The organism is Cupriavidus sp. 01L45 (assembly GCF_056399885.1).
Map to the genome: position 1 here is coordinate 122,581 of NZ_JBFTSG010000020.1, position 13,710 is coordinate 136,290.

Here is a 13,710-nt window from a genome sequence, read left to right on the forward strand (position 1 = left end):
GGGATAGAGAAGTGCAATAAATTCAGCCCGGCCGACAAGGTGCCGGATAGGCGTTCGCTGGACGTGCCGGGCCAGTGCCAATGGCCATTGGCGTATGCCGCCGCGCAATGTCCGGTGGAGAACGTATCATGGATTGATGCCGTCCGGTATTGCAACCTCCTGCCAAAGACTTCCAGCCTTCCAGACCATGGGGAAAACTCGCCGATATAGCCTGGTATGGAGAAAACACCGGATGCAACACGCAAGAGGCCGGTCGGAAGCGGCCCAATGACCGGGGACGTTACGACACGCTGGGCAACGTCTGGAAGTGGTGCGCCGATCAATACGATCCGGAGGTCGATGGTTCGTATCGTGTGTTTCGCGGCGGCGGGTGATTCGGCTCACCTCTGGCTTCATCTGCATCAACCTATCGCCATACCGCGCAAGTTCCCTTCCTGACATAGCGGACAGGGGCGGAGCGCACCCCTCGCGCATGCCCCGCCGGGTCCCGTGCCGGCGATGCTTGCCTGCCAGCGCCCGCGACACCCCCACGTGAGACGAAACGTCAGTTTTTGTGAGACGCAGCGTCAAGTGCCGAAACGATAACTCTGCAAAAATTGGCGCCGGTTCGAGGTACGCGCCAGCCCTCTAGAGAAAGAGCGCGGCCCCGGGCCTGACTGGCAAGCGACCTTCGATGGCGGGCACGACACCCTTGCCACCAGCAGGCCGCGCACGACCAGGCCATTCCAAAAAAGGCCCTCGATAGCAACCAGGCAGCGCGGCTTGCGTCCGGCGCAATTCCATGCGCCGGCCCGGTCGCGTCTTCGGCGTTCGTCCATAGCGCCGCATGGCGGCGGGCAGCGTCCGCGCAATCGCATCGCCGCGGCTGGCCGACACCATGCAGTTCCTGCGGTATTCGCCCGGCACCAGTCATGGCGTAGTGAAAACTCAATTTTTAGAGCGGGTAATCTCATGCTGAAAAGAAGAACGAAACTGATATCGCTGACGCTTCTGGCGGCCGCCGCGCTCGCGGCGTGCGGGGGCGACAACCCGGAGACCCCGGCTGCGAGCGCCCAGACGCCCGGCGCGCCCACGCCCGCGCCCACGCCCGCGCCCGCGCCCACACCCGTGCCCCTGGCGTCGAGCTGTACCGAAACCGGTGTCGATGCGAAGTTTGCCTGTCAGACCGGGGTCACGGAGCCGCTGTACATCTACCAATGGGCGCTCAGGCAGGCCACCAGCTACTTCAAGTCATTCCCGGATACGGCGGATGGCGTCACCGACCTCAATGTGGAAGAAGCGCATGCCGCGGGCATCAAGGGCCAGGGCGTCAATGTCCTGGTTCTCGACGATGGCGTCGATATCAACAATGAGGACCTGGTCGCCAATGTGAACAAGTCGATGACTTACAACTTTGACGACGGCACCAGCAACCCCACGCCCGCCAATATCCCGATGAACATCGCGGACGCGCATGGCACCCATGTCGCCGGCATCATCAGCGCGGCGCAGAACGGCAAGGGCGTGATTGGCATCGCGCCCCGCGCCACCCTGGGCGGCGCGCGCTTCATCGGCACCGCGGGTGCCGACATCCTGCAGGCCTACGGCGGCGCCGACTGGTCCCGGAATGCCCATATCATCAATGCCTCATATGGCGGGAATCCAGAGGTGCCGGACGAGTACGACACCGCAGCCGGGACCAGTGCCGTCATCCGGGCCTTCCCGAACCTGAGAAGCGGCAAGGGCCTGGTCATGGTGAAGGCATCGGGCAATGAGTACCACGCCATCCGGGGCGACACACCCAGGTCTTGCCCCGATATCGACGGGATAAGCGGCGTCCTCAGTTGCGAAAATCCCGCGAACGACACGGAAGCGCTTGAGCCTGGCGTCATCCTGGTAGGCGCGGCCAACGCCAAGGGCATCAAATCGAGTTACTCCAACGCCGGAGCGGTCAACTGGATCACCGGGCTCGGTGGTGAATATGGGGAGAAGGGGCAGTACGGAGAAGGCGGCTCCGGGCCGACGATCTACTCGACCGACCTGACCAGTTGCGCGAAAGGATATAGCCGCAACTACCTGGAACTAGCCAATGCATTCACCATTGGCGGCACCGCGACCAACAAGAAAGATAACCCGAACTGCGACTATTCCAGCATGAATGGCACTTCGGCCGCCACCCCGACCATCTCGGGGGTGGTTTCGCTGATGCTGGCGGCAAATCCGAACCTGACGTGGCGAGACGTCCGCGAGATTCTTCGCGTGACCGCCAGGAGAATCGATCCGAATTATGGCTCGCGCGACAACCGGAATTTCCGGCTTGACCTGAAGCAGGGGACATTTACCGCCAGTGATGATGCCAGCCTCGTCGATGGCAGCCAGACTGCGCGGCTGGATCTGGGCTGGCAAAAGAATGCCGCGGGCAACTACTACTCGAACTGGTACGGCTTCGGCCTGGCGGATGCCGCGGCCGCCGTCAGGCTGGCGAAGGCATACAGCGCCTACAAGCCGGCAACCCTGGAAATTGGCGGCTTCACCAAGGCGTTCGCGGATAGCGCGCAGCTCAAGTACGGTTCGGTCCAGAAGCTGGGGCAGTTCACGGTCGGCGGCAATGACAAGGTGGATGCCCTGCAGCTGAGACTGAGCGGCTCCATCTGCGTCGGCAGCGTTGGCATCTTTGTCAAATCCCCCTCGGGGACCATTTCCGCACTCGCCGTTCCCTACAACAGCTACTACAGCACAGGCGTGCCGGAAGTGAAAAGCTACGGGCTGGGCAGCTATGCATTCCATGGCGAGAACGCCGCCGGAAATTGGGAGGTGTATGCAGTCAGCGCGATGCCAGCCCCCGCCGCGCCCGGCGCATGCAGCAGCTTTCTGCCGGAAGCCGATGGTGCCAGCGTCAAGCTCAGCAAGCCCCTGGCTGTTGAGTACCGTGTGATTGCCGCGAAATAACGGGGCGAGGAGAATGATGATGAAAAAGAACTTGTCCCTCAGGGTCTTGCTGTGCGGCGCCGCGGCGCTCGCCGCCACGCTGTGCCACGCGGGCGCGTCGGCCTATGTGGCCGGGCAGCAGCTTTCACCCGCGGAATTGAAGAGCCTTGCGGGCACGACGGCCGTTCGTCTTGGCAGCCAGTCGTTCCAGACGCTGCCGGCTTCGGCCACGGCAAAGAGCGCGGGCGCCATGGGGAGCCCGGTGACGCTGGTCGTGAACGACCGGGGCGTTGTCGGCGAGAGCCACAACGAGGTGATTGTTTCGCAAGTATCAACCCAGGAAGTCCAGCAGAAAGTCGGCAAGCTAAGCCGCTCAGCCACCGGCATCCAGTACTTCGATCACATGAATATCAGCAAACTGACGTTCGCTTCCTTCCAGGATGCGGCGGCTGCCAGRGAGCAGCTCAAGACGCTGCTTCCGCCGGCGGCGGGGGTCGATGTGCCGATCCGGTATGGCAAGCCCAAGGTGCGCTGAGCGGTTTTCACGGCCGGAGTCACGCTGCTTTGCCTCGTTTGAAAACCACGGCTGCCTGGGGTCCCCGAAGAAGCGCCGGGGCGCTCCAGGCGCCGAAACGCCAGCCGGGAACTTGCGCCGGGCAGGCGCGATGCACCGGCGCCCCGTGGCGCGCTCCCGATGATGGAAATGCAACGACCATACCGAAGCCTGTGCGGCTTCCTCCTGGCAGTCCTGGCGGCAGGATGTACATCCTACAAGTACGTCCCCCCAAAATCCGATGCGGGCCGTCAATGCGTGACGACCTGCGAAACCAACAAGCAGATCTGCATCACCGGCAAGGAACAGGTCGCAGCCGTCAAGGAGCAGGCCTGCGAAACACGGCGCGCCAACACCCTTGCCACCTGCCTTGCCGCCTCCGCGAATGACAAGGGCAAGGAGCAATGCACCAAGCGGCAGGCTTACTGCTCCAGCTACGCATCGACCTACAGCTGCGACAGCGCTTACCAGGCGTGCTACATACAGTGCGGCGGGCAGGTCATCGAAGTCGAGGACTGAGCCCTTGCCGCCAGGCGGCATCCGGGCCAGGCATCGGACGGCCCCCGATACCGTCAGGCGCCGCTGCCGGTGGCAGTGAATTCGCCCCGCRGGCTCTCCAGCCATTTGTTGATGGTGGTCGCTTCGCTTGCGTCGGCCGGCGCCGCTGGCCAGCTGTTGCGCGGATGCTCCGCGAGCGCGCGCACCTCCCGCGGACTCAGGCTGAAGCGGCGGCGGAAGGCACGGCTGAAGGTGCTCTCATTCGAATAGGCGTAACGATATGCCAGCTCGGCGATGCTGAGCCCGCTGCCCTTGGATCGGGCAAGTTCATCGAAACAGCGATCCAGCCTCCGGCCCTGGATGTAGGCGTTCACGCCGCCGTCGGCGTCGAACAGGCGGTAGAGGCTGGCTCGCGACAGGCGGAAAGCGCCGGCGACCTGTTCCGGCGAGAGCGCTTCCGCGGTCAGGTGTTCTTCGATATAGCGCTGCACCAGCTTGCGCATGCTGCGGCGTGCCGCCTTTTGCACGTCGGGCTCGCTATCGCGAAGCCTGGCGCCACTGCCCTCCAGCATGATCAGCGCCGCGGTGACCGATGCCGCCCTCTCCTCGCCTGTCAGCGCGTCGCCAGCCAGCAGGAGTTGCGACAGGTGCGACGCCAGCAGCCGCGCCGATCCCTGGCCGGCGTCCAGCACCGTACCGTGCAGGTTCCAGCTCCGCAGCGACGCGGGAAGGCGATCGCGCGGCACGGTAAGGGTGATATTGGCAAACGGCGGTGTCCAGCTATCCAGCGTCCGCCCCAGGTCGAGCACGCTGATCGAACCCACGCCAGCATTGAGCGCCCGGTTGCCATACTCGCCCTGAACGCCGCCCGCGGCATAGAGCTGAATCAGGATGTGGTCGATATTGCTGCGCCGGATCTCGACGATGCCGCGCTTGAAGCGATGCTCCACGGAGCCGGCGCAGCGCGCGATCAGGCTGTCGCCCAGATGCAACGCCATCAACTCACCCGAGAAGGCGCCCTGCGCGGCGCCAATCCTGACGTCGAAGAGCGGCGCCAGCGCCGCGCGCCAGAGTTCGCAGGCTTCCGGAAGTACGCGCCCGTCGAGGCGGACGTGCACTTCCGGCGGCGCTGCCTCCACACTGGCTTCGAATTCTTCCGCAATCTGTGCTGATGCTGGCCCTGACACGTGATTCCCTGGAGGCGTTACGGTAAAAGGCTTCGGCGCCCCGCCGCCCCGGTGCGACGCCATGCCGTGCTTTGCGCGTTGGTCCGCGGCAGCGCACATGATATCGAATGGACGGGGTCATGCGTTAGCGCGCCGGCTTGCCCCAAAGAAAAACGCCCCACCGAAACCGCGTGAGGCGTTGCCTGACTGTGCGATGTGCCTGTACTACACCGGCACATCCTTCATCGGGTCCGGCTTCCGGTTATCGAACCAGCGGTACAGCGTAGGCACCATCACCAGCGTCAGCAGGGTCGACGTGATCAGCCCGCCGATCACGACCACCGCCAGCGGACGCTGCACTTCGGAGCCCGGGCCAGTGGAGAACAGGAAGGGCACCAGACCCAGCATGGCGATGGTGGCCGTCATCATCACCGGCCGGAATCGCTGGGTCGCGCCCTGGATCACCGCCTGGTCCAGCGACAGTCCGGAATCGCGCAGCGTGCGGATATACGACACCAGCACCACCCCGTTGAGCACCGCCATGCCCCACAGCGCGATAAAGCCCACCGAGGCCGGCACCGACAGGTACTCGCCGGTGATGAACAGGCCGATGATGCCGCCGATGGAAGCAAACGGCAGCACGGTGATGATCAGCGTGGCAAAGCGCACGGAGTTGAACAGCAGGAACAGCAGGAAGAAGATCGCGGCGATGGTCACCGGCACGATGATCTTCAGGTGGCCCATGGCGCGTTCCATGTTCTGGAACTGCCCGCCCCACTCCAGGTAGTAGCCTTCCGGCAACTTGACCTTGCTGTCCGCCGCCTGCTGCAGCTCGGCGACGAAGCCGCCGAGGTCGCGGTCCTTCACGTTGATCATCACCACCACGCGGCGCTTGGCCATTTCGCGGCTGATCTGCGCGGGGCCGTCGGTGACTTCGATCTTCGCCACGCTTTGCAGCGGCACCTGGGCGCCGTTGGGCGTGGCCACCAGCAGTTGGCGGATGGCCTGCACGTTGTCGCGGAACTCTTCCGGCAGGCGCACCGCCGCGGCAAAGCGGCGCTCGCCTTCGAAGATGTCCGTGGCGCGCTTGCCGCCGATGGCGATCTCGATGATGTCGTGGATGTCCGAGGCATTGAGCCCGTAGCGCGCAATGGCCTGGCGGTCGATCTCGATCGACAGGTACTGCTGCCCGGAGATGCGCTCGATGCGGATATCCTGCGAGCCCTGGATGCCGCCCGCCACGCGGGCGATCTCGCCAGCCAGCTCGCGCAGCTTGTCGAGGTCATCGCCGAACACCTTCACCGCCACGTCCGAACGCACGCCGCTGACCATCTCGTCGACGCGGTCGGAAATCGGCTGCGCCATCACGATCTGCACGCCGGGGATGGCCTTGAGCTTCTCGCGGATGGCGTTGGCGATCTCGTCCTGGGTCCAGCCGTCGGGCCACTCGTCGCGGTCCTTCAGGCTGGCGATGGGCGTGGATTCGTTCTGGCCCTGCGGGTCGGCCGGGCTTTCGCCACGGCCCACGCCGGACACCACCGACTTCACGCCCGGCACCGACAGCACCAGCTTGTTGGCCTCCATCTCCAGCTTGACCGACTCCTCCAGCGAGATATTGGGCACGCGGTCCAATGCGGGCACGATCGAGCCTTCCTTCATCTCGGGGATAAAGGACGTGCCCAGCAGCGGCACGATGGCGACGGTGGCCATGAATGCCATCACCGCGCCAATCACGGTCTTGCGGCTATTGTTCAGCGCCCAGTGCAGCATGCGCAGGTAGTGGCGCTTCATGAAGGCAATCAGCCAGGTATCGTGCTCCGCACCGCCCTTGAGCAGGTAGGACGACAACACCGGCGAGAGCGTCAGCGACAGGAACAGCGAAATCGCCAGCGCAATCGAGATGGTGAACGCCAGCGGCGCGAACATCTTGCCTTCCATGCCGGTCAGCGTCATCAGCGGCAGGAACACCAGGATGATGATGCCCACGCCGACGATCACCGGCGTGGCCACTTCCTGCACCGCCTTGACCAGGATCTCGGTCTTGGTCATGCCGCTCTTGTCACGATGGCCGAGCCGCTCGAACGCGTTCTCCACCACCACCACCGAGCCGTCCACCATCAAGCCGATGGCGATGGCCAGCCCCCCCAGCGACATCAGGTTAGCCGACAAGCCCACCTGGTTCATCACCATGAAGGTCATCAGCGGCGTCAGCACCAGCGTGGCCAGCACGATGACGGACGAGCGCACATCCCCCAGGAACAGGAACAGCACGATCACCACCAGCACCACGCCTTCGAGCAGCACCTTGGTGACTGTCCACAGCGCCGAATCCACCAGCTCGCTGCGGTCGTAGTACGGCACGATCTGCAGCTTGCCCGGCAGCATGCCGCGCTCGTTGATCTCGGCCACGCGGGCCTTGACGCGGCTGACCACTTCCTTGGCGTTGCCGCCGCGCATCATCATGACGATGCCGCCGACCGATTCGGTCTCGCCGTTCTTGACCAGCGCGCCCTGCCGCACCTCGTGGCCGATGGTCACGTTGGCCACGTCGCGCACATAGACCGGCGTGCCCGAGATCTCCTTGAGCACGATGCTGCCGATATCGTCCACGCCGCGGGCCAGGCCCACGCCGCGGATCAGGTATTGCTCGGCATAGTGCGGCAGCACGCCGCCGCCGGAGTTGGCGTTATTGCGCGCGAGCGACTGGTAGACCTGCTGCAGCGTGACCTGATAGTGGCGCATGCGGTCCGGGTTGACCAGCACCTGGTACTGCTTGACGAAGCCGCCCTGCGAGTTGATTTCCGCCACGCCGGGAATCGAGCGCAGCAGCGGGCGCACCACCCAGTCCTGCGCGATGCGGCGCTCGGACAACTCCTCGGGCGTCAACGCGCGGTTGCCGTCGTCGGTGCGGTCCAGCGTGTACTGGTAGACCTCGCCCAGGCCGGTGGAGACCGGACCGAGCACCGGCGTCACGCCCTCGGGCATGCGGCCGGCCACTTCGATCAGGCGCTCCATCACCAGCTGGCGGGCGAAGTAGACATCCGTCGCATCGGTGAAGACCAGCGTGATCAGCGACAGGCCCGCCTTGTTGAGCGAGCGCATCTCTTCCAGGCCGGGCAGCCCGGTCATCGCCATTTCCACCGGCACGGTGACAAAGCGCTCGACCTCCTCCGGCGAACGGCCGGTGGCTTCGGTGGCGATCTGCACCTGTACGTTGGTGACATCGGGGAAGGCATCCACCGACAGTTTGGTCGCCGCGCGCAGGCCGAAGAAGAACAGCACAACGGCCAGCACGCAGACCACCAGCCGCTGCTTGATAGCGGCTTCCACAAGGGCTTTCATCATGATCGATTAACCCTGTTCCAGGCGTTTGCGCTCGTTGTCCAGATGGAAGGCGCCGTCCACCACGATGCGGTCGCCCGGTTTCACGCCGCCCTGCACCACGCGCATGCCGTCGCTCTCGGCGCCCAGCTTGACCTTGGTCAGGCGGTACAGGCCACCGGCCTGCTCCACGTACACCAGCTCGTCGTTGCCGTCGCGCACGATGGCGGATTCGGGGATCACCAGTTGCTCGGACGGCGCGCTGGCAATCAGCATGCTGGCCAGCATGGCCGGCTTCAGGCGTCCTTCGCGGTTCTCCAGTTCGGTGCGGACCAGCACGGTGCGCGTTTGCGGATTCACGGTACGGCCCACGTAGATGAGCTTGCCGGTGATCTGCTTCTGGCCAGCGCCATTGCCCAGCGACGGCACCTCGATATCCACGCTCTGGCCTTCGGCCACCAGCGCCGCCTGCTGCTCCGGCACCTCCGCCACCACCCATACGCGCGACAGGTCGGCCACGGTGTAGAGCGCGTCGGCAGGCTGCACCACCTGGCCTTGCGCCACGTTGCGCTCCACCACGGTGCCGCTGATGCTGGAGAACACCGGYGAATAGGAATCGATGCTGCCGCTCTTGGCGAGTTGCGCCACGGCGGCGGGCGACATGCCAAGCACGCGAAGCTGGTCGCGATAGGCCCGCATCTCGGCCGACGAGATTGCCAGTTCGCTCTCGCGCCGCTGCAGCTCGCCGCGGCCGATCACGTCGGCGGCGAACAACTGGCGCGCGCGCTCGGCGTTGCGGACCTGCAGCTCGGTCTGGGCCTCGGCCTTCAGAAAGGCCATCTGGGCCGCGCCCAGTTCGCTGCTATGCAGGCGGGCGAGCACCTGCCCCGCCTTGACCTCCTGGCCCAGGATGCCGTAGAGATCCGTCACGCGGCCGGTCACGCTGGCGCCGATGCGGGCCACGCGCTGTTCGTCGAAATCGATGCGCCCGGACACGCGCAGCACTTCGCTGAAGGCGCTGGTGGCGACCGGCGCCACTTTGAGCGATGCCTGCAGGGTGCCTTCCGGCTTGACCACGCCGGGCGGCTGCTTGGGCGCTTCGGTGGCGGGCGCGGGTTCGTCGGAGCAGCCTGCCAGGGAAAACAGCAGGACTGCGGTTGCCGTCAGGGAAAGAAGAAAATGGGGACGCATGCTTATTGGGTTTCCGTAGGTGCCGAAGGAGCGAAGGGAGCCGTGGGTGCCCCGGATTGCCCGGGCACGCTCGACAGCAGCTTCTCGATCTGGATGGTGGCCGCCTGCAATTCGTACTGCGCGGCGATCAGGTCGCTGCGCGCGCCGCGCAGCACGCGCTGGGCATCGAGGTAATCCAGGATGCCGCGCTCGCCAAAGCGATAGGCCGACTCGGCCACCGAGAGCGCGGACTCGGCCTGGCGCACGATGCCGCCTTCCAGCGCGCTCACCTGCGCCTGCGTGATCTCGTATTGCCGGTAGGCCGACTCCAGCTCCTGCGCAAGCTCGAACTCGCGCGCCTCCAGCGCCGAGCGGGCCTGGATCGCCTGCGCGGTGGCCTCGCCCACCGGGCCGCTGCGGCGGTCCCACAGCGGGATGGTGAGGACCAGGCCGACCTGCGAGACCGTGTTGTCGGGCTGGCGCTCGGCGCTGGCGCGCACCGCCAGTTCCGGCAGCCTCAGCGAGCGCTGGTAGTCCACCGCCAGGCTGGCCCGGTCGGCTTCCAGGCGGCGCTGGGTCAGTTCGGCGTTGGTTCCGGTCAACGTATCGCGCAGCACCGGCAGGGCCGGCAGCGCCGGCGCCTGGTTCAGGCTGCCGGCCAGCGAATAGGCCGCCGGCAAGGCGCCGCCCACCTGCTGGCGCAGCGCGGCCTTGGCCTGGTTGACCCGCAACTGGGCGCTCTGCAGCGTCTTTTGCGCGCCGAGCAGTTCGGTGTCGGCCTTGATCAGCTCATAGCGCGGCGCTTCGCCAACCTCCACCCGCAGGCGGGCGCGGTCCTGGATCTGCCGCATCATGGTCAGGTCTTCCTTGGCCGCGGCCAGTTCCATCTCGCGCCGCAATACGTCGAAATACGAGGTCTTGACGCGCGCCGCCAGATCCGCCCGGAACGCCTGGCGGCCAGCTTCGGTCGCCTCCAGGCCGCGCCCGGCGATCTCGGCGCGCAGTTTGCGCTGCTGCGGATAGTCCAGCTTCTGGGTGATGGCCATGGTCGGCGCGGCGCCACCGGTCACACCGGAGGTACGCGGCGACAGGCGGCCGTACAGCACCTCCACCTGCGGATTGGGATAGGCGCGCGCGCTGGTCACGGCGGCACTGGCGGCATCCACGCCTGCCTGCGCCGCTTCGACGCCTTTGTTGGTGGACTGCGAAAGGGACAGCAGTTGCGGCAAGGTGAACGTTTCCGCCGCGAGAGCCGGCAAGGCTCCGAGCGACAGCAACGCCACCATGGAATACATAGTGATCTGTTTGATCTGCATGACAAATGGGGGCAGGCGAAACGGCTGCGCGCCCGCCGCCGGCGCGCGCAAGAAGCGCGCGCCAACGGTCAGCCAGCGATCGCGGACGCGATCGGGCCCAGGCGCCCAGGCAATGGGAACGCAGCCCGGGCACGCCAATGGCGCGCCGGGGTTGCCAGGGCTGTCAGATCAGGGAAATGGGCGGCTTGAAGAAGGCCGCGGGCAAAGGCTCCGGGCGCGCCGGGAGCTGTTGCGCGATCTCGTTGGGCGGCAGCGAGACGCGTACGGTCGGCAGCGCGAAGAGCGCGCTGGATTCCTCGATCTCGTCGAGCATGTCGAGCGGGTCGAGCAGGTCGGCGGACCAGATTTCGCAGTAGCCGGGCGGGTTGTCGTCCTCCGCCAGCACCTCCGCGGCCGATTCACCCGGCAGCCCATCGTCGCCCGGCGCCACAACGCGTTCCAGGTCGGCACCGCCGTCCAGTTCGTCGAGGGTGCGGGCGAGCGTGGATTCCAGGATCACGCGGTCGAGCGGGTCAAGCCGCTCGGCCTGGGCAGACTCGAATGCAGCCCCCGCCGCACCGGCGTGCGAACCCGCCGCTGCCCCGAAGGACAGCAGAGACAAGCACAGAACGGTCAGCAGGAGCAGCAGGGATCGCATGAATTGGGGGTAAACGGAGATGGCGCAGTGCTCGCCCGCAGCGTGCAAATGGCCTGAAATGGCCTGTTGCGAGGCGATGGTGCACTACAGCATTGTAACTGAACGCAATTCATAGACAGGGAAGCGCCCGGCATGTTCCTGAAGGGTTGCGAAAGTTGCCGGTTGCCTTTTGAGCGACGCCGGTAGCAAGTCGACAAGCTCCGATCATTGATCGGGCAGGTTTCCATATCACGTTCCCACAACCGAAATCCACTGCCACATCGCAAACGCGGCCAGCACGAGCGCCGAGACCGCGTTGATGCGCTGGCGCCAGGCGGGCGTGAACAGATGGCGGCCCCGTGCGACCACCAGGGAAAGCGCGAGCCACCAGAGCGATGACCCGGCAAATACCCCCAGGATCATGGGAACGGGAGAAACCGGGCCGAGGGCACCGCCGCTCAGGGCGCCGAACACGGCGACAAACGACAGGATGGTGGCGGGATTGGACAGCGTCAGGACAAAGGTGCCGGCGAGACAACGCAGCAGATCCGAGCCGCCGGGCACGGACGCCGCCGATGCCGCCAGCGGCGCGCGCCAGGTACGCCAGGCCAGCCAGAGCAACAAGGCGCCGCCGCCCAGCGCCAGGGGCATGCGCGCGGCGGCAAGCGCGTGGATGATCCAGCTGACCCCGAAGGCGCCGATCGCGCCATACACGGAGTCCGCCAGCGCGGCTCCCATGCCGGTGGCCAGTCCCACTGCCATGCCGCGCTCAAGCGTGCGCTGAATCGTCAGGAGCCCGATGGGGCCGACCGGCGCCGCGATCGAAATCCCGACCAGGGCCGCCTTGAGGAAGAGGAGAAGTGTCGTCGAATCCATGCGCCCATGGTATCCAGTTCTCCCCGGCAAATGAATCGTGTAAATTCCGTGGTTCGGCAGACGAGCTTTCGATTTTTTAAGCTGCCCGGCCAAAGTACGGAAACCCTATGCTTGAACTCGATGACAAGGCATGGCGCCTGATCCAGTCCATCCAGGCCGATGGGCGGCAACCGCTCAAGGTACTGGCCGCAGCCACGGGCTTGTCCATCCCCGCTACGCTGGAGCGCCTGCGCCGCCTGGAAGAGGCCGGCGTGGTGCGAGGATTCCATGCGGACATCGACCCGAAGGCCGTGGGCTACAGCGTGCGCGCCATCGTGGGAATCAATGTGCCTCAGCCGGGCAAGCAGGCGTTGCTGGACAAACTCCGCGACTCGCCGCGCGTACTGGAATGCCATCATGTCAGCGGCAACGATTCCTACATGCTATCCGTGGTGGCCACCGACCTGGAGGACCTGGAGTTGTTCCTCTCCGAGATCAACGGGTTCGGCGAGACAAGGACTTCCATTGTCTTCTCGACGCCGATCGAGCGCCGGGGACTTGCGCCGCCGGCACAACGGGAACCGAGGCCGGCCGGCTAGCCCCGGCATTCGCGCCATGCCTCGATCGAATTCAAGGCGGGTTGAGATTATTTCAAATCCCGGCCATGGTTATATTCCCGTCTCCTCCTGATTTCGCCCGCACTTCGCTGATACGGTAAATTAGGCGCGCTCTGATACTGTACGGCAGCCTGGGGCACGGCTACGCTTGGTCCGATACTCTCCGCGCGATCATTCTCATGGTGATCAGGCCATGCCAACCGCGGTTGCGGCGGTTTGTATCGCTCCCGATACGCCGCGTTTTTTCGGCATGAACATGCCGGAATATCGCTCGCGAAACCGAAGCCGACACTCCCGGAGATTGATGGAATCACAGCATTCCGTTAATCCAGCTCGAAGCACGATTGGCTTGCCAATCTCGTACTGCAAATCATGACCACCACACCCGAAAATATCGAAGCAAAGCCGGATGGCACACCTGACCAAAGCCGCGAATCACTGCGCAAGGCCGCCCTGGAATATCATGAATTTCCGACACGCGGCAAGATTTCGGTCACGCCGACCAAGCCGCTGTCCAACCAGCGTGACCTGGCGCTGGCCTACTCGCCGGGCGTGGCCGCCGCGTGCGAGGAAATCGTGGTCGATCCGGCCAATTCCTTCCGCTACACCGCGCGCGGCAACCTGGTCGGCGTGATCACCAACGGCACCGCCGTGCTGGGCCTGGGCGACATCGGTCCGGCGGCTTCCAAGC

The 13,710-nt window shown here is 65.3% G+C and carries 11 protein-coding genes and 1 pseudogene; 6 read left to right on the forward strand and 6 right to left on the reverse strand.

Features of this window, described 5'->3' with window-relative positions; all coding sequences use genetic code 11:
* Positions 1–149 precede the first annotated feature (149 nt).
* The 4 genes from AC1DT6_RS16130 (at position 150) to AC1DT6_RS16145 (ending at position 3,979) form a co-directional block, all read left to right on the forward strand.
* Positions 150–374, forward strand: coding sequence for an SUMF1/EgtB/PvdO family nonheme iron enzyme (locus AC1DT6_RS16130; RefSeq protein ID WP_441625857.1), 225 nt, complete (start codon positions 150–152; stop codon positions 372–374).
* Positions 375–951: 577 nt separating this feature from the next.
* Positions 952–2,928, forward strand: coding sequence for a S8 family peptidase (locus AC1DT6_RS16135; protein WP_477111132.1), 1,977 nt, complete (start codon positions 952–954; stop codon positions 2,926–2,928).
* Between the two features lie 19 nt (positions 2,929–2,947).
* Entirely contained in the window at positions 2,948–3,442 is a 495-nt protein-coding gene (locus AC1DT6_RS16140) for a hypothetical protein (RefSeq protein WP_441625861.1), read from the forward strand.
* A 276-nt stretch (positions 3,443–3,718) separates the two neighbouring features.
* Positions 3,719–3,979 (forward strand): hypothetical protein, encoded by a 261-nt coding sequence (locus tag AC1DT6_RS16145; RefSeq protein WP_441625863.1) that lies wholly within the window; start codon positions 3,719–3,721, stop codon positions 3,977–3,979.
* 53 nt (positions 3,980–4,032) lie between these two features.
* Here the strand turns inward: AC1DT6_RS16145 and AC1DT6_RS16150 are convergent, their stop codons facing one another.
* From AC1DT6_RS16150 to AC1DT6_RS16175, 6 genes are all read right to left on the reverse strand, one after another.
* On the reverse strand, positions 4,033–5,145 hold the full coding sequence (locus tag AC1DT6_RS16150; RefSeq protein WP_477114775.1) for a helix-turn-helix domain-containing protein: 1,113 nt from the start codon (positions 5,143–5,145) through the stop codon (positions 4,033–4,035).
* 204 nt (positions 5,146–5,349) lie between these two features.
* Entirely contained in the window at positions 5,350–8,469 is a 3,120-nt protein-coding gene (locus AC1DT6_RS16155; protein ID WP_477114776.1) for an efflux RND transporter permease subunit, read from the reverse strand.
* Positions 8,470–8,475: 6 nt separating this feature from the next.
* The gene (locus tag AC1DT6_RS16160) at positions 8,476–9,636 is read right to left on the reverse strand and encodes an efflux RND transporter periplasmic adaptor subunit (RefSeq protein ID WP_045241811.1); all 1,161 of its coding nucleotides are present in this window, start codon (positions 9,634–9,636) and stop codon (positions 8,476–8,478) included.
* A gap of 2 nt (positions 9,637–9,638) precedes the next feature.
* Positions 9,639–10,901, reverse strand: coding sequence for a TolC family protein (locus tag AC1DT6_RS16165; protein WP_441625875.1), 1,263 nt, complete (start codon positions 10,899–10,901; stop codon positions 9,639–9,641).
* A 193-nt stretch (positions 10,902–11,094) separates the two neighbouring features.
* Positions 11,095–11,568 carry a cobalt-zinc-cadmium resistance protein gene (locus AC1DT6_RS16170; protein WP_441625869.1) on the reverse strand — a complete coding sequence of 158 codons (474 nt, stop codon included), beginning with the start codon at positions 11,566–11,568 and terminating at the stop codon, positions 11,095–11,097.
* 228 nt (positions 11,569–11,796) lie between these two features.
* The gene (locus tag AC1DT6_RS16175) at positions 11,797–12,423 is read right to left on the reverse strand and encodes a LysE family transporter (protein WP_428179538.1); all 627 of its coding nucleotides are present in this window, start codon (positions 12,421–12,423) and stop codon (positions 11,797–11,799) included.
* Positions 12,424–12,530: 107 nt separating this feature from the next.
* Here AC1DT6_RS16175 and AC1DT6_RS16180 point away from each other — a divergent pair, with 107 nt between their 5' ends.
* On the forward strand, positions 12,531–13,001 hold the full coding sequence (locus AC1DT6_RS16180) for an Lrp/AsnC family transcriptional regulator (protein ID WP_441625871.1): 471 nt from the start codon (positions 12,531–12,533) through the stop codon (positions 12,999–13,001).
* Positions 13,002–13,391: 390 nt separating this feature from the next.
* Positions 13,392–13,710, forward strand: a pseudogene (locus tag AC1DT6_RS16185) (NADP-dependent malic enzyme); the annotation flags it as partial.